Below are 18,413 nucleotides of genomic sequence, written 5' to 3'. Positions count from 1 at the left end.
TTTCTTATTTGAAAGCAAGGTCGAGATGAATCAGTATCCACCAAAGCGAACGCGTTTTTTGCAAAATCCATCGGGCCTAAATCGCGTACAATGGCACTTTAAAATTTATTGGGCTGCAAAGCGATATGAGTACAACCACGATGGCATCGACCGCTGAAATCATCGCCGAACTGCAAGCAGGGCGCATGGTGATTTTGGTTGATGAAGAAGACCGCGAAAACGAAGGTGATTTGGTGTTGGCCACTGATTTTGTCACACCACAGGCGATTAATTTCATGGCCAAATACGGCCGTGGCTTGATTTGCTTAACACTCACCGAAGCACGTTGTGATGCATTGAACTTACCGATGATGGTCGGTGGTGGTGAAAATGGCACGCAGTATGGTACAAATTTTACCGTTTCGATTGAAGCGAAAGAAGGCGTGACCACAGGCATCTCTGCAGCAGATCGAGCCAAAACGGTTGAGATCGCGGCGGGCGAACAATACAGTGCGGCCAACATTGTTCAGCCGGGTCATATTTTCCCCTTGCGCGCACGCGATGGCGGCGTGTTGGTGCGAGCGGGTCACACCGAAGCGGGTTGCGATTTGTCGCGCTTGGCGGGCTTGACGCCTGCATCGGTGATTTGTGAAATCATGAACGACGACGGTGAGATGGCGCGTTTGCCTGACTTGTTGGTGTTCGCCGAACAGCATGGCTTAAAAATTGGCACCATTGCAGACCTCATCGAGTACCGCAGTGCACGTGAAAAGTTAATCGAGCGCATCGGTGAACACACAATGCAAACCGCTCACGGTGAATTTAAAGCGGTGCTGTACAAAGAGCAATGCAGCACGCAAGTGCATCTGGCTTTGGCAATGGGCGATGTCAGCACGATGGAGACCATTCCCGTGCGCGTGCATGAGCCTTTATCGGTGTTGGATGTGCTCGACATCGGCCACACCACACACTCCGTATCGGTCGATGATGCCTTGAAATACATTGCCAGCAAAGGTGTGGGGGTGGCGGTATTGCTCAACTGCCAAGAGTCATCCGCGCGATTGGTTGAGCAATTTGAACGACTCAATGCCAAAAGCACGGGGCTCAGCACAGTGCAAAAACAGCCCACGGAACTGCGCTTGTATGGCATCGGTGCCCAGATTTTAAAAGATTTGGGCGTGCACAAGATGACATTGCTGGGCAGCCCGCGTAAAATGCCATCCATGAGCGGATTTGACCTTGAAGTGGTTGGTTTTACCGCCGTTTAAAGCACCTCATTTGGTCATCATTTTTAGTGCATCATATTTAATGTGTCACCTTAAGGAGCAGCACCATGATTGAACAATTCAAACCTGAAATCACAGGCAAAGGCTTGCGCATTGGCATTGTCCAAGCCCGCTTTAACGAAGACATCTGCAATGCTTTGCTCAACGCTTGCGTGACCGAACTGCTGGCACAAGGCTTGACCGAAGAAGACATCTTGTACATCACCGTTCCGGGTGCACTCGAAGTGCCATTGGCTTTACAAATGCTGTGTCAATCGGAAGAGTTCGACGCGCTGATCGCCCTCGGTGCCGTTGTTCGCGGTGAAACCTATCATTTTGACCTCGTGTCAAATGAATCGGGCGCGGGCATCACCAAAGTCGGTCTCGATCACAACATGCCCATCGCCAACGCGATTTTGACCGTTGAAAACGACGAGCAAGCTTTTGCCCGCGTGGTTGAAAAAGGCACAGACGCTGCCCGCGTTGCCATCGAAATGGCCTGTCTGTATGAAGGCCTCGATGAATTTATTGGATTTACCTCAGACGAAGAAGAAGCATAATGGCTAAAGAAACCAACAGCAAAAGCGCCCGCCGCCGTTCACGTGAACTGGTCGTGCAAGGCCTCTACCAATGGATCGTGACAGGCGAAGCCAGCCGCAGCGCTGCGGACTTGTTCATCCGCGAAACCCCTGATTTTCACAAAGCCGATGAAACTTATTACAAACAAATGTTTAGCGGTGTGGTCGATCAAGTGGATGGGCTCCGTGAAGCCATCACCCCATTTATTGATCGCCCCTTGATTGAGCTCTCACCTGTTGAGCACGGCGTTTTGCTTGTTGCGGCGTATGAGCTGAAAAACGAATTGTCCGTTCCCTACAAAGTCGTCATCAACGAGGCGGTCGAAATCACCAAGAGCTTCGGCGGTACCGATGGGTTTAAATACGTCAATGGCGTGCTGGATAAGCTTGCAGGCAGTTTACGTACAGAAGAAGTTGCCGCAGCATCATAAACGGATGATGCGTTGTATGAACCCCAGCATTTTTCGTTTTATGGGCGGTGAATGTTGGGGTTTGTTGTATGTGTGAGGATCAATCGGTTTGTGCTGGTCATCATTTTAAGGTGAGTCTTTGCGGTCAGATTAATTTGGACATGTGTTTTATGATTACAGTGGGATCTAAATAAATGGGAATGCACGAATTCCAAATCATCCAGTCTTATTTCACCTCACCCCCGCTGCGTGCGGACCTTGGTGTGGGCGATGATTGTGCCTTGTTTCGCGTGACTCAAGGGCATCAGTGTGCAGTGACCAGCGACATGTTGGTGGCGGGGCGGCATTTTTTCTGGGATGTGGATGCGCGCACTTTGGGACATAAAGCGTTGGCCGTGAATCTGTCGGATTTGGCGGCGATGGGCGCGGAGCCGTTGGGGTTTACGTTGTCATTGGCCCTGCCTGCTGTGAGTGAGGCGTGGCTTGCTGATTTTAGTGGTGGTTTGTTGAACTTGGCGCGTGAGTTCAATTGTGATTTAATCGGTGGCGATACAACGAAAAGTGTGGCTTCGCTTGAACACAATGGCTTGGTGATCAACATCACGGCATTTGGGCAAGTCCCCGCAGGTGCGGCGATTCGCCGTGATGGTGCGCGAGTGGGGGATGATGTATGGGTGTCGGGAACGCTGGGTGATGCGGCGTGCGCGTTGGCGTTGTTGCTGCGCGAGCGGTCGGGCGAGGTTTTGAGTGTGGCGGAGGCGCTGGCTTTGACGGCTTTGCGCCCACGGTTGGAATGCCCCATGCCCAGAGTGGCTTTGGGTGCAGCGTTGCGTGGGGTGGCGAGCAGCATGTTGGACCTGTCGGATGGCTTGGCGGGCGATGTGCGCCATGTGTTGCAGGCGTCAAATGCCGATGTGGAAATTGATTGCGATGCTTTGCCGTTGTCGTCTCCATTGAAAAATCTTAATCTTGAGCAAGAATGCCCCTTGTGGCATGCTTGGCGCGATGCGCTGACGGGTGGCGATGATTATGAGCTGTGCTTTACCGCACCTGTAACGCAGCGCGATGTGTTGGCGGCTTTATCCATCCATGTGGGTGTGCCTTTGACGCGAGTCGGGCGGGTGGTTGAGCGGGAGGGTGAGGCGCCGAATGTGCTGTGGCGCAGTGAAAATTCACCCGAAGGCTTGGTACACATGAGTGAGTGGCGCGGGTATAATCATTTTTCTTAGGTTTTTACTGCCGATTTGGGGTGGAGTGGTTGTTTCGTTGCCCATAAAACAACGTTTTAATGATTGTGAAAAGGATTTAAAAGTGCAAACACGTTTTCAATGGATGCTGGTGCATCCTGCTCATATCATTGCGCAGGGTGTGGGTTCTGGCTTGTTGCATCCCGCGTCTGGGACGTGGGGTACGTTGGTGGGCTGGTTGGTGTTTGTCTTTCTCAATCAATCATTGGGTGCGTATGCTTGGGCGTGGCCGTTGGTGCTGGCGGTGAGCTTTCCTGTGGGTGTGTGGGCGTGTCATGTGACGGGCAAGCAGTTGGGGGTGCACGATGATTCGTCGATTGTGTTTGATGAAATGTGGGCGATTTGGTTGGTGATGTTGTTTGTCATGCCCGCACCGTTGTGGCAGCAGGCGATTGCATTCGCCTTGTTTCGGCTGTTTGACATTTGGAAGCCATATCCGATTCGCTTGGTGGATGCGCAGTGGACGAATGGTTTGGGCGTGATGTTGGACGATGTGATGGCGGCGTTTTATGCGTTGTTGGTGTTCTCGGTGGGTAAGCAGGCTTTCTTTTGGATGATGTCATGAGTTTAAATTTAACACCAGACATGGTTGCGCGCGTGATGACGTTGGCGGATCGTTTGAATCAGCAGGGTTGGCACATGGGTACGGCGGAGTCGTGCACGGGTGGCGGCATCGCTCATACATTGACTGAACTTGCAGGCGCAAGCAGTTGGTTTACCGGTGGCATTGTGGCGTACAGTAATGCGGTGAAGCAAGATGTGTTAAATGTGCGCACCGATGATTTGGCAAAATATGGCGCAGTCAGTGAACCTGTTGTGGCACAAATGGCGGGGGGGGCTTTGCGCACGCTGGGTGTGAATTGCAGCATCGCGGTCAGTGGCATCGCGGGTCCAGGCGGAGCGACAGCGGAAAAGCCAGTGGGTACGGTGTGCATCGCTTGGGGTTGGCGCGATGGTGTTGGTACGACGTTTGTGCGTACCGTGACGCGTCATTTTGAAGGTGATCGTGCCGCGATTCGCCAGCAAACGATTGCGGCGGGGCTGGATGGTTTGATTCGGGTGTGTGAGTTGAATAAATTGAATGTGCCCGTGCCTGCACACGTGTTTGAAGATTAAGTCATGACAATGGTGTGTCGCTTGGGTTGCGCAGCATGTTGCATTGCGCCATCAATCAGCTCACCCATCGTGGGTATGCCCAATGGCAAACCTGCAGGCGTGCGTTGTGTGCAGTTGGATGAGCGGGATTTGTGTCGTTTGTTTGGAGATGCGCGTCGTCCTAAAGTGTGTGGTGGTTTGCAGGCATCACCAGAGATGTGCGGTGAAACACGTGAGCATGCAATGGTGTTTTTGATGCGATTGGAGCATGAAACCATGCCCAGCGAGGTGAATGTGTGATGAAAAGGGTTGTTGAAATGGCAAAGCTCATTAAGTGGTGCATGGCGATTGTGGTGCTGGCGGGGGTGGCGTTGGTGGGTTGTCAGGCCTTGAATAGCACACATTCGTTTACTGTCAGTCAGACGCAGTTGCAAAAGCTGGTGGATAAAAACTGGACGACAATGGCGGCCAAGTTACATGAAAGCAATGTGACGATGGCGGCGCCCACCTTGAAGTTGTTGCCTGACAGCCAGCGGATCGGTGCAGATTTTGATGCGTTTGTCGAAACGGGTTTTTTGGGTGTGAAGCTTGATGGGACAATGAGTGTGTCCGGCATCCCCGCATACGATGAGGCGCAAGGTGCCGTGGTGTTGCGTGATATGAAGGTGGATAAGTTCGATGTGACCAATTTGCCTGACATGTTGGATGGGGTGGTGAAAAATCAAGCACAGCGTATGGTGGGCAAAAAATTTGGCACGGATGTACCCATCTATAAAATTGAAGCCGATAAATTGCGTTTTGCTGGTAAAACATGGTTGCCTGAAAAAGTCGAAGTGGCTAAAGACCATTTAGAGATTACATTGTTGCCAAAATAAAACCTGAATAAACCCCGCTGTTGTTGATGCGGGGTTGTTTTTTTGAGTGTAAGGGGTGTGATGAGCGCATTGTTTATGAGTGGGGTGTGGACTGTGGTGGGGGTGGCCTTGGTGGTTTCTGGTATTTCACCGTACGAGCGCAATACCTGGTGGATGGAGGTGGCACCCGTTGTGTTGGTCGTGCCTGTGTTGTGGTGTTCGCGTCAACGTTTTCCATTGACGCCCATGTTGATGGGATTGATTGCGCTTCATGCGCTGGTGTTGATTGTTGGTGGTGCGTACACGTATGCGCGTGTGCCTTTTGGTTTTTGGATGCAGGATGTGCTTCATTTGAGTCGAAATCCTTATGACAAAATTGGGCATTTTATGCAAGGATTTGTGCCTGCTTTAGCTGCTCGTGAGGTACTGATTCGTCGCAGTTGGGTGGTGCGGTCGGACGTTGCTGGTGTGTTGGCGCTGTGTGTGGCCATGACCATCAGTGCGTTATACGAGCTTGTTGAGTGGTGGGCTGCTTTGGCGCTGGGACAGGGCGCTGAAGCTTTTCTTGGCACACAAGGTGATGTGTGGGATACACAATCGGACATGTTTTTTGCGCTCATTGGGGCGTTGGTGGCGATGGCTTTTTTTGCGCGTATGCAAGATGAGCAAATCAGGAGGATGGAATGAGCAATGGTCGCAGCACAATGCAAGCGGTGATTTGTGATGGTGTGGGTGATGCATCGGTGATGCGCATAGCGGAGGTGGTTCGTCCAAGTGCAGGTGTCGGGCAGCTTTTGATCAAGGTGCAAGCAGCGGGGGTGAATCGCCCTGACGTGTTGCAGCGCAGCGGTCTGTATGCGCCACCCGCTGATGCCTCGCCCATTTTGGGGCTTGAGGTGGCTGGTGAAGTGGTGGGTGGCGATTTGGGTGATGGTTTTGCATTGGGTGATTGCGTATGCGCCTTGACCCATGGTGGTGGTTATGCTGAGTATGTGGTGGTTGAGCGTGCCCAGTGCTTGCCTGTGCCGCGTGGATGGAGCGTGGTTGAGGCTGCCAGCTTGCCTGAAACCTTTTTTACTGTATGGTTCAATGTGTTTGAGCGAGCGCATTTAGGGCGCGATGGCGTGGAAACCTTGTTGGTGCATGCGGGTGCAAGTGGCATTGGTGTTGCTGCCATTCAGATGGCAAAAGCCATGGGGCAAAAGGTTTGGGTGACGGCGGGAACGCTTGAAAAGCGTGATGCTTGTGTTCGACTGGGTGCTGTGGGTGCGTTGAATTACCATGAGGCGGATTGGGTGGATGTTTTTCTTGCCATGACCGAGCAACAGGGGGCGAATGTGGTATTGGATATGGTGGGAGGGGGCTCCTTGGCCAGCAACGTGAAAGCTTTGGCGCATGGTGGGCGCTTGGCGTGGATTGCCTTTCTTGCGGGTCATCGTGCTGAATTAAAAATCAATGAGGTGATGGCGAAAGAAATTTCCTTAACGGGTTCATATTTACGCCGACAGTCAAGTACAATGAAAGCGCACATTGCGCGTCAATTGCGCTTAGCGGTGTGGCCTAAGTTGGAGGCTGGCGATATTCAGCCTGTGATTGACCATGTTTTTGGCTTTGAAGACGTAATTTTGGCGCACAATCGAATGGAATCAAATTTAAATATTGGAAAAATTGTGTTGCAATGGCCTTAAAAAGTCTTTTTTTCAACTGAGTGGTGTTGAGCTGATTCGCCTGTTTACAAGTGCTTGCTGGGTTTGTGAGACTTATTCTCATTGTGCGGGGCCTGTGGCTTTAATATAAAACATGAATTGTTTCCCATAAAAGGGTAACGCGGCGATTGACCGCATGGGTTCAAATGCGTATAATTCGTTTGCTTTGGTGCTGTGCAAAAAATAGTGCCAAAAAACCTTAAGAGGGGAAGTGTGTGCGTACAACGTGGGTCGTGGGTAATTGGAAAATGAATGGCGATTTGGCATCAAATGCTGCGCTGTTAGAGTCTGTGGTTAAGTCGATTCCTTTGTCTGATTCTGCTAAAGTGGCCGTGTGCGTTCCTTTCCCTTATTTGGCACAGGTGCAGTCTGCCCTATCTAACAGCGCCGTTGTTTTGGGTGCGCAAGATGTCAGTCAGTTTGAAGAAGGTGCCTATACTGGCGAAGTGTCAGCGAAAATGCTAAAAGAGTTTGGTGTGTCTTTGGTTTTGGTAGGGCACTCTGAACGCCGCAGCTTGTTTGGCGAAACTGATGTTGTTGTGGCAAAAAAAGCGAAAGCTGCTTTGGACGCAGGCCTCATGCCTGTGGTTTGCGTCGGTGAGACGCTCGCAGAGCGTGAAGCAGGTCAAGCGCAAGCGGTGGTGTTGCGACAGTTTTCAGTCGTGGCCAATGAGGTTGGTGCAGAAGGTTTGAAACAGTCTATTTTGGCGTATGAGCCCGTTTGGGCTATCGGCACAGGAAAAACAGCAACACCCGAGCAAGCACAGGAGGTTCATTCGTGGTTGCGAGAGGCTTTGCTTGAGTTGGGCGCTGAAAGTGTGAGTATGTTGTACGGCGGTAGTGTGAAAGTGGCCAACGCCGCAGAGATTTTCAGTCAAGCTGATGTGGATGGTGGCTTAATCGGTGGGGCGTCATTGGTGGCGTCTGAATTTTTAAGCATCGCTGAGGCAGCTCGCTGAGGCGTGCAAGGGATATACAGTGGACGTATTAAAGTCAATTTTAGTGGTGTTGCAAGTGATCGCTGCTTTGGGTGTGATTACGCTGGTGCTTTTGCAACATGGTAAAGGTGCTGATGCAGGCGCATCTTTTGGTGGTGGCTCTTCTGGCAGCGTGTTTGGCTCGGTGGGGTCAGCCAATTTTTTGAGCAGGACAACGGCCTATTTGGCAACCTTGTTTATCATCAGCACCGTTTTGCTTGCTTTCGTCTTCACGGGAGTGGGTTCGGGTTCTGGTAGTGTTTTGGATAAAGCAGTGGCGCCAGTTGCACCAGCGACAAGCCCCGCTGTTCCAGCAGCTACAGATGGCATTCCGAAGTAATAAGAAATAGCAGTGCAATGTTAATGTCATAATTAATGCAATAGTTTTAGCCGACGTGGTGAAATTGGTAGACACGCTATCTTGAGGGGGTAGTGGCCGTAGGCTGTGCGAGTTCGACTCTCGCCGTCGGCACCATCATTTCAATCAAAAACATCTGTTTTTGATTGATGAGTGAAAATTGCGCGGATGCTTCCGCGCAAAATTTACATTAAGCCTGCAATGGCTTTGTGTGAAAAGCAGTAAATCTGTCAAGAAAAGGATGTGGGTGCTCTGTCCCACGCCCATTTAAAATACGTTACACCACATCACCTTAAGAGCGGATAAATATCATGATATTAGCCAATTATGTCCCCGTGTTGCTGTTTTTGTTGGCGGCCACAGGTTTGGGTTTGTTAGTTGTGGTCATTGGCTTTCTGCTCGGCCCTCGTAAACCTGACGCGGCCAAACTTTCCCCCTATGAATGCGGCTTTGAAGCTTTTGAAGATGCGCGCATGCGTTTTGATGTGCGTTACTATCTTGTCGCCATTTTATTTATTTTGTTTGATTTGGAAACCGCATTCTTGGTACCTTGGGCTGTGTCGTTGGATTACCTCGGTTGGACAGGTTTTGTTTTTATGCTGGTTTTCTTGGCTGAGTTGATTTTGGGTTATGTGTACATCTGGAAAAAAGGCGCTCTGGACTGGGAGTAACTCGCTGGTGTTTTCTCGCATTCATTGTTTTAAATTATTGAGCGAATAAAATGAACTCTGTCTGCTGTGTGTAAGGTTGGTTCTGCATACTGCTAGGCTCAGTTGTAAGTCTTTGGTGACTTGGGTACGTATAAAAAAGAGGTAATTTGATGGCTGAAGAAATCATCGAGAAGCAAGGCTTCATCACCACCACGGCAGAAAATCTGGTCAACTGGACACGCACGGGCTCTTTGTGGCCGATGACGTTCGGTTTGGCTTGCTGCGCTGTTGAAATGATGCATGCGGGTGCAGCACGTTATGATTTGGACCGTTTCGGCATTGTGTTTCGTCCAAGCCCACGTCAATCAGACGTAATGGTTGTGGCGGGTACGTTGTGCAATAAAATGGCACCCGCTTTGCGTAAAGTTTACGATCAGATGGCCGAACCGCGCTGGGTTATTTCAATGGGTTCATGTGCCAATGGTGGTGGTTATTACCATTATTCTTATTCAGTTGTTCGTGGTTGCGATCGTGTCGTGCCTGTTGATATTTATGTGCCAGGTTGCCCACCCACTGCAGAAGCCTTAATCTACGGCATCATTCAGCTGCAAAATAAAATCATTCGTAAGCAAAAATCCGTCAATACCATCACCCGAGGTGCTGCATGAGTACATGGCAAAATGCTTTAGTGGCACAGCTTCACACTGTTTTTGGGTCGGATGCCAAAGTGGTGGAGGCTTTGGGCGAGGTAACTTTAACGGTTGCGGCGGTGGATTATTTGACCATCTGCAAAACGTTGCATGACCATCCAGTGTTCAAATTCGACATGATGATCGATTTGGCAGGGATGGATTATTCTGAGTACGCCGACGGTGCTTGGGATGATGTTTGGTCTGGTGCACGCTTTGCTGTGGTCTTGCATTTGTTGTCTATTGAAAATAACCAACGTTTGCGTTTGCGTGTTTTTGCTGAAGATGAGCAATTTCCTGTGTTGGCTTCGGTTGTTCCTGTTTGGTCGGCTGCGGATTGGTATGAACGCGAAGCATTTGACATGTATGGTTTGGTGTTCGAAGGCCACAATGACTTGCGCCGAATCTTGACCGATTATGGTTTCATTGGTCACCCATTGCGCAAAGATTTTCCAGTATCTGGATATGTTGAAATGCGTTACGACCCAGATCAAGGGCGCGTCATTTATCAACCAGTGACGATTGACCCGCGTGAAAACACCCCGCGCATTGTTCGTGAGAAAGGCTACGGCGGCGCGCATTAAGCGGCTGTTGTGAGATCAAACATGGCAGAAATTAAAAATTATACCCTGAACTTTGGCCCGCAGCATCCTGCGGCGCATGGTGTTTTGCGCTTGGTGCTTGAACTTGATGGTGAGGTCGTGCAGCGTGCAGACCCACACATTGGTTTGTTGCATCGTGCCACTGAAAAACTGGCTGAACACAAGACATACATGCAGGCGTTGCCTTACATGGATCGCTTGGATTATGTGTCGATGATGAGCAATGAGCACGCTTATGTGATGACCATTGAAAAAATGTTGGATGTAAAAGTGCCAGTGCGTGCGCAATACATTCGTGTGTTATTTGATGAAATCACGCGTATCTTGAACCACTTAATGTGGATTGGTGCCCATGCGCTGGACGTCGGTGCGATGACCCCTTTCTTGTATGCTTTCCGTGACCGCGAAGATTTGTTTGATGCATACGAAGCTGTTTCGGGTGCGCGCATGCATGCGGCATACTATCGCCCAGGTGGTGTGGCTCGTGATTTGCCAGACACAATGCCGCAATTGCGTAAGTCAACCGTTCGCAGTCAATCGTCTGTGGATCGTGTCAATGCGAATCGTCAAGGCACATTACTTGACTTTCTAGAAGATTTTACACAGCGCTTTCCAAATGCTGTGGACGAATATGAAACCTTGTTGACAGACAATCGGATCTGGAAGCAGCGGTTGGTGGACATTGGCATTGTGACACCAGAGCGTGCAAAAGCCTGGGGCTTTACTGGGCCGATGTTACGCGGTTCAGGCATTGCTTGGGATTTGCGTAAAAATCAGCCTTACGAAGTGTATGAACAGATGGCCTTTGATATACCCATTGGTAAAAATGGTGACTCATACGATCGCTATTTGGTGCGCATCGCTGAAATGCGTGAGTCATGCAAGATTATGGTTCAGTGCATCGACTGGCTCAAGAAGAATCCAGGTGCGGTCATTGTGGATGACCATAAAATTGCCCCTCCTTCACGCACAGACATGAAAACCAATATGGAAGCGTTGATCCATCACTTCAAATTGTTTTCAGAAGGCATGCACATTCCGCAGTCTGAAGCGTATGCGGCCGTTGAGCACCCTAAAGGCGAGTTTGGCATTTATATGGTGTCAGATGGGGCAAATAAACCTTACCGTTTGAAGATTCGTGCACCAGGCTTTGCACATTTGCAAGCACTTGACGAAATGAGTCGTGGGCATATGTTGGCAGACGTTGTAACAATTATTGGTACACAAGACATCGTGTTTGGCGAAATTGACCGTTAAGCAGGACAAGGAATGAGCATGTTATCAGAACAAGCATTAGTACAAATTGCGGCGGAAGTCGCCAAATACCCAGCTGAACACAAGCAATCTGCGGTAATGGGTGCATTGCGTATTGCACAGGTTGAAAAAGGTTGGGTGTCTCCAGAAATCATGCAGGAAATCGCTCAGATCCTTGAAATGCCGCCAGTTGCTGTCGAGGAAGTCGCTACATTTTACAATATGTATGACTTAAAGCCCGTTGGTAAGCATAAAATCACCGTGTGCACCAACTTGCCTTGCGCTTTGACTGGCGGGGTTGATGCCGCAGATTACATTAAAAAGAAATTAAACATCGGCTTTAACGAAACAACCGCGGATGGTTTGTTTACGTTGAAAGAAGGCGAATGCATGGGTGCTTGTGGGGATGCGCCTGTTTTGTTGCTCAACAACCATAATATGTGCAGTTTCATGAGCACTGAAAAAATCGACGCACTGTTGCAGGAGCTGGCGCAATGACGAGTTTGCACAACCGACACATCGATCCTGTCATCTTGGCGGGTTTAAATGGCGACAACTGGGGCTTGGACGATTACGTCGCTCGTGGTGGCTATTCTGTGCTCAAAAAAATCTTGGCTGAACAGACACCTGCAGACGAAATCATTGCTGAAATGAAGTTGTCCAGCTTGCGTGGTCGTGGTGGCGCAGGTTTTCCAACAGGTTTAAAGTGGAGCTTCATGCCCCGTGCGTACCCTGGGCAAAAATATTTGGTGTGTAACACCGATGAGGGTGAGCCAGGCACATTCAAAGACCGTGACATCATTCGTTACAACCCACACGCATTGATTGAAGGCATGACGATTGCGGCTTATGTCATGGGCATTTCCAAAGGTTATAACTACATTCACGGTGAAATTTTCTCCGAATACCTGCGTTTTGAAGAGGCGTTGGCGCAAGCGCGTCAAGCGGGTGTGTTGGGCGATAATATTTGTGGTTCTGGATTTGACTTTGATTTATTTGCTCATCATGGTTATGGGGCATACATTTGCGGTGAAGAAACCGCTTTGCTTGAGTCTCTTGAAGGTAAAAAGGGTCAACCTCGTTTCAAACCACCATTTCCTGCATCATTTGGTCTGTACGGTAAACCGACCACCATCAACAACACTGAAACTTTTGCGGCAGTGCCGTTCTTGTTAAAAATGGGTGGCCAAGCATATCTGGACATTGGCAAACCGAATAACGGTGGCAGCAAAATTTTCTCGATTTCAGGCGATGTGACGTATCCAGGCAACTATGAAGTGCCTATGGGCACACCTTTTGCCAAAGTCCTTGAGCTTGCAGGCGGTATGCGCGAAGGTCGCAAGATTAAAGCGGTCATTCCAGGTGGTTCTTCTGCCCCTGTGGTGCCGGGTGAGATCATGATGGCGACGGATATGGACTACGATTCTATTTCAAAAGCGGGTTCAATGCTTGGCTCTGGTGCAATCATTGTCATGAATGACACCCGTTGCATGGTGAAATCATTGTTGCGCTTGTCTTATTTTTACTACGAAGAATCATGTGGCCAATGCACTCCATGTCGCGAGGGCACAGGCTGGTTGTGGCGAGTGATTCATCGGATTGAACATGGTCAAGGTCGCCCTGGCGATTTGGAGCTGCTCGATTCGGTTGCAGGCAACATCATGGGCCGCACGATTTGCGCCTTGGGCGATGCCGCTGCCATGCCTGTTCGTTCGTTTGTCAAACATTTCCGTGATGAGTTCGCCCATCACATTGAGCACAAGTCTTGCCTCGTGCCCAGCTCACACGTTATTTGAAGGTGACTCACCATGGTTGAAATGCAAATTGATGGCGTAAAAATAGAAATGCCAGAAGGTAGTATGGTGATGGACGCCGTGAAGCAACTCGGTAAGTACGTTCCTCACTTTTGCTATCATAAAAAATTATCGATTGCGGCCTCTTGCCGCATGTGTTTGGTTGAAGTTGAAAAAGCACCCAAGCCATTGCCCGCTTGCGCCACACCAGTGACGCCAGGTATGGTTGTGCGCACACAAGTTGAATCGCCAAAAGCTGCGACAGCTCAAAAAGATGTGATGGAATTTTTGTTGCTGAATCACCCTTTGGATTGCCCGATTTGTGACCAAGGCGGCGAGTGCCAGTTGCAAGATTTGGCTGTGGGCTACGGTGGTAATAACTCACGCTATCATGAAGAGAAACGCACGGTTACTCATAAAGAAGTGGGCCCCTTGATTTCTATGGAGGAGATGGCGCGTTGCATCCATTGCACGCGTTGTGTTCGCTTTGGTCAAGAAGTGGCGGGCGTGATGGAGCTCGGTATGTTGGGGCGTGGTGAGCACGCTGAAATCACTACTTTTGTCGGCAATACAGTCAATTCAGAATTGTCAGGAAACATGATTGATTTGTGCCCAGTGGGTGCTATTACTTCAAAACCATACCGCTACAGCGCTCGTAACTGGGAGTTGTCTCGCCGTAAATCAATCAGTGCACACGACAGTTTGGGTTCAAATCTGATTGTTCAAGTCAAAGGCAATGAAGTGATGCGCATCTTGCCATTTGAAAATGAAGAGGTCAATGATTGCTGGATTTCGGATCGTGATCGCTTTGCATATGAAGGCCTCAAATCAGAAGATCGTGTCACAGAACCCATGATCAAACGCGATGGCAAATGGACGGCTGTCAGCTGGGACGAAGCTTTCACGTACGTTGTCGAGCAATTGAAAGCCATTAAAGGCCGAGTTGGTGCGGATAAGATTGGCGCTTTGGCGAGTAATACCGCAACGGTTGAAGAGTTATATATGTTGAAAGCGCTTCTCAATGGTTTGGGCAGCACACACATCGACACCAATTTGCGCCAATCCGATGAAACTTTGGCGGGGGCTTTGCAAGGTACGCCGTGGTTGGGCATGCCGATTACGGCTTTTTCTGATGTTCATGTGGCTTTGGTTGTTGGTAGTAATTTACGTGAAGAGCATCCTTTATTGGCAGCTCGCTTGCGTCAAGCGGTTAAACGCAATGCGAAGATCAATGTATTGGGCTCATCCGCTGGTGATTTGCTGATGGCTGCACGTCAAAATGCCTTGGCACCAAGTGCATGGTTGTCTGAGTTGCTTGCGATTGAAGCTGCTTTGAGTGCAAATGATGCCAATGACACCTCTTTTGCAGCGCAAACAGCTCGCAATTTGAGCGATTCTCGTGCAAAAAATAAAGCTGTTATGGTCGGCAACGCCGTAATGAACCATCCACAAGCCGCTCAATTGTTAACGGTCATTAATCGCATTGCTGCAGCAACGGCATCAACCATATCGGTTCTGACTGAGGGGGCCAACACCGTGGGCGCTTATGCGGTGGGCGCAGTGGCAAAAAATGGCAGCTTAAATGCTGTGCAAATGTTCAATGCGCCACGTGATGCTTATGTGTTACTCAATGTTGAGCCACAATTTGAATCTGCAAATCCAGCTCAAGCACTAAAAGCACTGTCTGGTGCATTTGTGGTGGCCATGAATGCTTATTTCAGTGCGGCATCTGAGTATGCTGATGTCATTTTGCCTGTGACACCTTTTACTGAAACGGCGGGTACTTTTGTGAATGCAGAAGGTCGCTCGCAAGCATTTAATCCTGTTGTTAAACCACGAGGTCAGTCCCGCCCTGCATGGAAAGTGTTGCGCGTATTGGCTGAACGCTTTGGTTTAAGTAATGATGGCAGTTTCACGGCCAATGACATCAACGACGTTCGTGTGTTGACGGATAAAGTTATTGCTTCCGCAACAGCGAATCAATCCAATGTGCTTGACGTGAGCGTGGTTGTGGGTCAACCGAGCATGGGCATTGAACGCAGTGCCCGCGTGGCTGCTTATGCGGCGGATGCGATCACCCGCCGAGCAGAAAGCTTGCAGCAAACCGACATGGCTCGGTCAGCGCAAGTTGTGGGCTTGTCTGCTGCGGTGTATGACGCTTTGGGTTTGACCAAAGATTTGGCCGATGATGAGGCTTGGGTCATTGTTGAACAAGATGGCCTTAAGGTTAAAGCACAAGCGGTGTTGCGCCCTGAGTTGGCTGGCAATGTCGTTGATATTCAACAAGGTTCGCTATTGGCCGCTCAATTGGGCAGTCAGTTTGGTTTTGTGACGGTGGAGCGCGCATAATGGAAATGATTAACTCGTTCACCCAATGGGGCGGTGCGACATTTGGCGGTGGCTGGCCTGTGATTTGGGCTTTGATCCGCATCGTACCTTTGATGGTGGTGATTTTATTGGCCGTGGCCTATTTGACTTTTATTGAGCGCAAAGTCATTGGTTTTATGCAAGGTCGTTTGGGCCCCAATCGTGTGGGTCCAGGCGGGTGGTTGCAACCAATTGCTGACGTATTGAAATTGTTAACCAAAGAAATCATTACGCCAACCCGTGCGGACAAACCTTTGTATTATTTAGGCCCGATGATGGTTCTGGTGCCTGCATTTGCAGTTTGGGCTGTGATTCCTTTTGGCAAAGATTTGGTGATAGCCAATGTTAATGCTGCATTATTGTATGTGATGTCCATTGCATCAATAGGTGTGTACGGTGTGATTTTGGCGGGTTGGGCATCCAACTCGAAATATGCTTTCTTTGGCGCAATGCGTGCTTCAGCGCAGATGGTCTCTTATGAAATTTCAATGGGTTTTGCGATCATTGTGGTGTTGATGGTCAGCAACAGCTTGAACTTCTTTGACATTGTGGCTGTTCAACAAAAAGGTCGTTTCGCTGACATGGGGCTGAATCTTTTGTCTTGGAATTGGTTGCCCTTGTTGCCGATGTTCCTTGTGTATTTGATTTCGGGTGTGGCTGAAACCAACCGTCACCCGTTTGATGTGGTTGAGGGTGAGTCTGAAATTGTTGCGGGTCACATGATTGAATACTCTGGTATGGGTTTTGCTTTGTTCTTCTTGGCAGAGTACATCAACATGTATGTGATTGCTGCATTGACATCTTTGATGTTCTTGGGTGGTTGGGATGCGCCGTTTGCCTTCTTGTCCTTCATCCCAGGTGTGGTTTGGATGTTGTTGAAAATGGCATCAGTGATTTTCTTCTTCTTGTGGATTCGTGCAACATTTCCTCGCTACCGCTATGACCAAATCATGCGTTTGGGCTGGAAAGTTTTTATCCCTGTATGCTTGGTTTGGTTGTTGGTTGTTGGCATCTGGTTGCAAATCCCAGCATTAAACATTTGGGCGAAATAAGGCGAAGATCATGGCACCATTAAAACATTATTTTAAAAGTTTCTTCCTGCTTGAATTGTTACAAGGCATGGCGGTGACGGGTAAGTATTTTTTCAAACGCAAAGTCACTTTGCAGTACCCTGAAGAAAAAACCCCAATGTCACCTCGATTCCGTGGTTTACATGCATTGCGTCGTTATCCAAATGGCGAAGAACGTTGTATTGCATGCAAATTATGTGAGGCCGTGTGTCCTGCATTGGCGATTTCGATTGAGTCAGCCAAACGCGAAGATGGTACGCGCCGTACCACACGTTACGACATTGATTTAACGAAGTGCATTTTCTGTGGTTTTTGTGAAGAGTCTTGCCCTGTTGATTCAATTGTAGAAACGCATATTTTTGAGTATCACGGTGAAAAACGCGGTGATTTATATTTCACCAAAGAGATGTTGTTGGCGGTGGGTGATAAATACGAAGCTGAAATTGCGGCCAATAAAGCGCAAGACGCAAAGTTTAAATAAGTCGATTAACCGTAACATAAGTGAAGACACGATAATGGACGTTCAAAGCATTTTATATTTTATATTCGCAGGAATTTTGTTGGTCTCCGCCTTGTTGGTTGTGACCGTACCCAATCCTGTGCACTCCGCACTGTTCCTGATGCTCTCGTTTTTTTCGGCCGCAGGCATTTGGATCATGCTCCAAGCAGAGTTTTTAGGAATTTTACTGATTCTGGTGTACGTTGGTGCCGTCATGATTCTGTTTTTATTCGTCGTAATGATGATTAACCTGAACCTATCTGAACCACGCAAGGGGTTTAAAGCTTTATTGCCTTGGGCTTTCGGTTTGGGTACCGTCGTGGTTTTGCAAATGGGTGCTGTGATTTACCATCATTTCAATGTGAAGCCAAATTTGGATGTGTTGAAGAATTTGATGGTTGATGGCTCAAATACCCGTAAAATTGGTCAAGTGATGTACACAGAATATGCATTCCCTTTTGAGATTGCGGCTTTGATTTTGTTGGTTGCTTTGATTGCTGCTGTGGCGATTACATTACGTCATCGTAAAGATGCAAAATCACAAAATGCAAGTGCACAAGCACAGGTTAAATCAAGTGATCGCTTGACAATGGTGACGGTTGCAGCGGATATGTCTGCTCACCAAACGAATCCGCCCACGCCTGTTGTGGCAGAAACTGCCCCGGTCGCCCCTCCAATGGTGGTTGCTGGTTCTCAGGAGAAAAAATAATGTTAGAACATGCGCATTACCTAATTTTAGGCTCAGCTCTTTTTGCCATTGGTGTTGTTGGTGTGGTGCTTAATCGCAAAAACATGATTGTGCTTTTAATGGCCGTTGAGTTGATGTTGCTTGCAGTGAATATGAATTTTGTTGCTTTTTCACATATGCTGGGCGATACAGCAGGTCAAGTTTTTGTTTTCTTTATCTTGACGGTGGCTGCGGCTGAATCTGCGATTGGTTTGGCAATTTTGGTGGTCTTGTTCCGCAATATGGACACTGTGGATATGGATAAACTCGACAACCTAAAAGGTTGATCCTGA

The 18,413-nt window shown here is 48.9% G+C and carries 23 protein-coding genes and 1 tRNA gene; all 24 read left to right on the top strand.

The genetic code is table 11. From position 1 onward, the window contains the following. The first annotated feature begins 125 nt into the window (after positions 1-125). Complete coding sequence (ribBA, locus tag DTO96_RS00400; protein ID WP_114561685.1) at positions 126-1,247, top strand: bifunctional 3,4-dihydroxy-2-butanone-4-phosphate synthase/GTP cyclohydrolase II; 1,122 nt, start codon at positions 126-128, stop codon at positions 1,245-1,247. A 65-nt stretch (positions 1,248-1,312) separates the two neighbouring features. Next, a complete protein-coding gene (gene ribH, locus DTO96_RS00395) occupies positions 1,313-1,804 on the top strand; it encodes a 6,7-dimethyl-8-ribityllumazine synthase (RefSeq protein WP_114561684.1) in 492 nt (163 codons plus the stop codon). Then, positions 1,804-2,253 (top strand): transcription antitermination factor NusB, encoded by a 450-nt coding sequence (nusB, locus tag DTO96_RS00390; protein ID WP_114561683.1) that lies wholly within the window; start codon positions 1,804-1,806, stop codon positions 2,251-2,253. Before ribH ends, nusB begins: the two co-directional genes overlap by 1 nt. Positions 2,254-2,432: 179 nt before the next feature. Beyond that, positions 2,433-3,461 carry a thiamine-phosphate kinase gene (thiL, locus tag DTO96_RS00385; RefSeq protein WP_114561682.1) on the top strand — a complete coding sequence of 343 codons (1,029 nt, stop codon included), beginning with the start codon at positions 2,433-2,435 and terminating at the stop codon, positions 3,459-3,461. Positions 3,462-3,543: 82 nt separating this feature from the next. Continuing rightward, positions 3,544-4,044: a phosphatidylglycerophosphatase A family protein gene (locus tag DTO96_RS00380; RefSeq protein WP_225972521.1), complete on the top strand. Its 501-nt coding sequence runs from the start codon at positions 3,544-3,546 to the stop codon at positions 4,042-4,044. Beyond that, positions 4,041-4,595 (top strand): CinA family protein, encoded by a 555-nt coding sequence (locus DTO96_RS00375; RefSeq protein WP_225972520.1) that lies wholly within the window; start codon positions 4,041-4,043, stop codon positions 4,593-4,595. Before DTO96_RS00380 ends, DTO96_RS00375 begins: the two co-directional genes overlap by 4 nt. A gap of 3 nt (positions 4,596-4,598) precedes the next feature. Continuing rightward, complete coding sequence (locus DTO96_RS00370) at positions 4,599-4,874, top strand: YkgJ family cysteine cluster protein (protein ID WP_225972519.1); 276 nt, start codon at positions 4,599-4,601, stop codon at positions 4,872-4,874. 17 nt (positions 4,875-4,891) lie between these two features. Continuing rightward, the gene (locus tag DTO96_RS00365) at positions 4,892-5,449 is read left to right on the top strand and encodes a DUF1439 domain-containing protein (RefSeq protein ID WP_157964281.1); all 558 of its coding nucleotides are present in this window, start codon (positions 4,892-4,894) and stop codon (positions 5,447-5,449) included. Positions 5,450-5,509: 60 nt separating this feature from the next. After that, positions 5,510-6,115, top strand: a complete 606-nt coding sequence (locus tag DTO96_RS00360; protein ID WP_114561680.1) for a DUF2238 domain-containing protein — start codon at positions 5,510-5,512, stop codon at positions 6,113-6,115. A gap of 17 nt (positions 6,116-6,132) precedes the next feature. Then, entirely contained in the window at positions 6,133-7,116 is a 984-nt protein-coding gene (locus DTO96_RS00355) for an NAD(P)H-quinone oxidoreductase (RefSeq protein WP_114563847.1), read from the top strand. 233 nt (positions 7,117-7,349) lie between these two features. Then, the gene (gene tpiA / locus DTO96_RS00350; protein WP_114561679.1) at positions 7,350-8,093 is read left to right on the top strand and encodes a triose-phosphate isomerase; all 744 of its coding nucleotides are present in this window, start codon (positions 7,350-7,352) and stop codon (positions 8,091-8,093) included. Between the two features lie 19 nt (positions 8,094-8,112). Continuing rightward, positions 8,113-8,451: a preprotein translocase subunit SecG gene (secG, locus tag DTO96_RS00345; protein WP_114561678.1), complete on the top strand. Its 339-nt coding sequence runs from the start codon at positions 8,113-8,115 to the stop codon at positions 8,449-8,451. A 49-nt stretch (positions 8,452-8,500) separates the two neighbouring features. Next, positions 8,501-8,586: transfer RNA gene (locus DTO96_RS00340), tRNA-Leu, on the top strand. Positions 8,587-8,780: 194 nt separating this feature from the next. Then, positions 8,781-9,140, top strand: a complete 360-nt coding sequence (locus DTO96_RS00335; protein WP_114561677.1) for an NADH-quinone oxidoreductase subunit A — start codon at positions 8,781-8,783, stop codon at positions 9,138-9,140. 149 nt (positions 9,141-9,289) lie between these two features. Beyond that, the gene (locus tag DTO96_RS00330) at positions 9,290-9,787 is read left to right on the top strand and encodes a NuoB/complex I 20 kDa subunit family protein (protein WP_114561676.1); all 498 of its coding nucleotides are present in this window, start codon (positions 9,290-9,292) and stop codon (positions 9,785-9,787) included. Beyond that, positions 9,784-10,392, top strand: a complete 609-nt coding sequence (locus tag DTO96_RS00325; RefSeq protein ID WP_114561675.1) for an NADH-quinone oxidoreductase subunit C — start codon at positions 9,784-9,786, stop codon at positions 10,390-10,392. The genes DTO96_RS00330 and DTO96_RS00325 overlap by 4 nt, the downstream gene beginning before the upstream one ends. Positions 10,393-10,413: 21 nt before the next feature. Further along, positions 10,414-11,667 (top strand): NADH-quinone oxidoreductase subunit D, encoded by a 1,254-nt coding sequence (locus DTO96_RS00320; protein ID WP_114561674.1) that lies wholly within the window; start codon positions 10,414-10,416, stop codon positions 11,665-11,667. Positions 11,668-11,685: 18 nt separating this feature from the next. After that, positions 11,686-12,162 carry an NADH-quinone oxidoreductase subunit NuoE gene (gene nuoE, locus DTO96_RS00315; RefSeq protein WP_114561673.1) on the top strand — a complete coding sequence of 159 codons (477 nt, stop codon included), beginning with the start codon at positions 11,686-11,688 and terminating at the stop codon, positions 12,160-12,162. Beyond that, positions 12,159-13,460: an NADH-quinone oxidoreductase subunit NuoF gene (nuoF, locus tag DTO96_RS00310; RefSeq protein ID WP_114561672.1), complete on the top strand. Its 1,302-nt coding sequence runs from the start codon at positions 12,159-12,161 to the stop codon at positions 13,458-13,460. Before nuoE ends, nuoF begins: the two co-directional genes overlap by 4 nt. Positions 13,461-13,472: 12 nt before the next feature. After that, positions 13,473-15,806 (top strand): NADH-quinone oxidoreductase subunit NuoG, encoded by a 2,334-nt coding sequence (nuoG, locus tag DTO96_RS00305; protein ID WP_114561671.1) that lies wholly within the window; start codon positions 13,473-13,475, stop codon positions 15,804-15,806. After that, positions 15,806-16,876: an NADH-quinone oxidoreductase subunit NuoH gene (gene nuoH / locus DTO96_RS00300; protein ID WP_225972517.1), complete on the top strand. Its 1,071-nt coding sequence runs from the start codon at positions 15,806-15,808 to the stop codon at positions 16,874-16,876. Before nuoG ends, nuoH begins: the two co-directional genes overlap by 1 nt. Before the next feature lie 10 nt (positions 16,877-16,886). Then, positions 16,887-17,375: an NADH-quinone oxidoreductase subunit NuoI gene (gene nuoI, locus DTO96_RS00295; RefSeq protein ID WP_114561670.1), complete on the top strand. Its 489-nt coding sequence runs from the start codon at positions 16,887-16,889 to the stop codon at positions 17,373-17,375. 34 nt (positions 17,376-17,409) lie between these two features. Further along, positions 17,410-18,102 carry an NADH-quinone oxidoreductase subunit J gene (locus DTO96_RS00290; RefSeq protein ID WP_114561669.1) on the top strand — a complete coding sequence of 231 codons (693 nt, stop codon included), beginning with the start codon at positions 17,410-17,412 and terminating at the stop codon, positions 18,100-18,102. Continuing rightward, the gene (gene nuoK, locus DTO96_RS00285; RefSeq protein ID WP_114561668.1) at positions 18,102-18,407 is read left to right on the top strand and encodes an NADH-quinone oxidoreductase subunit NuoK; all 306 of its coding nucleotides are present in this window, start codon (positions 18,102-18,104) and stop codon (positions 18,405-18,407) included. Before DTO96_RS00290 ends, nuoK begins: the two co-directional genes overlap by 1 nt. Positions 18,408-18,413 lie beyond the last annotated feature (6 nt).

Origin of the sequence: Ephemeroptericola cinctiostellae (genome assembly GCF_003339525.1) — a bacterium.
Taxonomy (GTDB): domain Bacteria; phylum Pseudomonadota; class Gammaproteobacteria; order Burkholderiales; family Burkholderiaceae; genus Hydromonas; species Hydromonas cinctiostellae.
Note: the sequence above shows the minus strand (reverse complement) of the source record. Positions and strands in the feature narration are given on the sequence as shown.

What these genes read in the sequence shown, in the direction of transcription:
- DTO96_RS00320 (WP_114561674.1), top strand. Translation starts at nt 10,414, where the DNA reads ATGGCAGAAATTAAAAATTATACCCTGAACTTTGGCCCGCAGCATCCT.
- DTO96_RS00370 (WP_225972519.1), top strand. Translation starts at nt 4,599, where the DNA reads ATGACAATGGTGTGTCGCTTGGGTTGCGCAGCATGTTGCATTGCGCCA.
- DTO96_RS00355 (WP_114563847.1), top strand. Translation starts at nt 6,133, where the DNA reads ATGCAAGCGGTGATTTGTGATGGTGTGGGTGATGCATCGGTGATGCGC.
- DTO96_RS00375 (WP_225972520.1), top strand. Translation starts at nt 4,041, where the DNA reads ATGAGTTTAAATTTAACACCAGACATGGTTGCGCGCGTGATGACGTTG.
- DTO96_RS00365 (WP_157964281.1), top strand. Translation starts at nt 4,892, where the DNA reads ATGGCAAAGCTCATTAAGTGGTGCATGGCGATTGTGGTGCTGGCGGGG.
- thiL (WP_114561682.1), top strand. Translation starts at nt 2,433, where the DNA reads ATGCACGAATTCCAAATCATCCAGTCTTATTTCACCTCACCCCCGCTG.
- nuoI (WP_114561670.1), top strand. Translation starts at nt 16,887, where the DNA reads ATGGCACCATTAAAACATTATTTTAAAAGTTTCTTCCTGCTTGAATTG.
- DTO96_RS00335 (WP_114561677.1), top strand. Translation starts at nt 8,781, where the DNA reads ATGATATTAGCCAATTATGTCCCCGTGTTGCTGTTTTTGTTGGCGGCC.
- ribBA (WP_114561685.1), top strand. Translation starts at nt 126, where the DNA reads ATGAGTACAACCACGATGGCATCGACCGCTGAAATCATCGCCGAACTG.
- nusB (WP_114561683.1), top strand. Translation starts at nt 1,804, where the DNA reads ATGGCTAAAGAAACCAACAGCAAAAGCGCCCGCCGCCGTTCACGTGAA.
- DTO96_RS00290 (WP_114561669.1), top strand. Translation starts at nt 17,410, where the DNA reads ATGGACGTTCAAAGCATTTTATATTTTATATTCGCAGGAATTTTGTTG.
- nuoG (WP_114561671.1), top strand. Translation starts at nt 13,473, where the DNA reads ATGGTTGAAATGCAAATTGATGGCGTAAAAATAGAAATGCCAGAAGGT.
- DTO96_RS00330 (WP_114561676.1), top strand. Translation starts at nt 9,290, where the DNA reads ATGGCTGAAGAAATCATCGAGAAGCAAGGCTTCATCACCACCACGGCA.
- DTO96_RS00360 (WP_114561680.1), top strand. Translation starts at nt 5,510, where the DNA reads ATGAGCGCATTGTTTATGAGTGGGGTGTGGACTGTGGTGGGGGTGGCC.
- nuoE (WP_114561673.1), top strand. Translation starts at nt 11,686, where the DNA reads ATGTTATCAGAACAAGCATTAGTACAAATTGCGGCGGAAGTCGCCAAA.
- nuoK (WP_114561668.1), top strand. Translation starts at nt 18,102, where the DNA reads ATGTTAGAACATGCGCATTACCTAATTTTAGGCTCAGCTCTTTTTGCC.
- DTO96_RS00325 (WP_114561675.1), top strand. Translation starts at nt 9,784, where the DNA reads ATGAGTACATGGCAAAATGCTTTAGTGGCACAGCTTCACACTGTTTTT.
- nuoH (WP_225972517.1), top strand. Translation starts at nt 15,806, where the DNA reads ATGGAAATGATTAACTCGTTCACCCAATGGGGCGGTGCGACATTTGGC.
- ribH (WP_114561684.1), top strand. Translation starts at nt 1,313, where the DNA reads ATGATTGAACAATTCAAACCTGAAATCACAGGCAAAGGCTTGCGCATT.
- nuoF (WP_114561672.1), top strand. Translation starts at nt 12,159, where the DNA reads ATGACGAGTTTGCACAACCGACACATCGATCCTGTCATCTTGGCGGGT.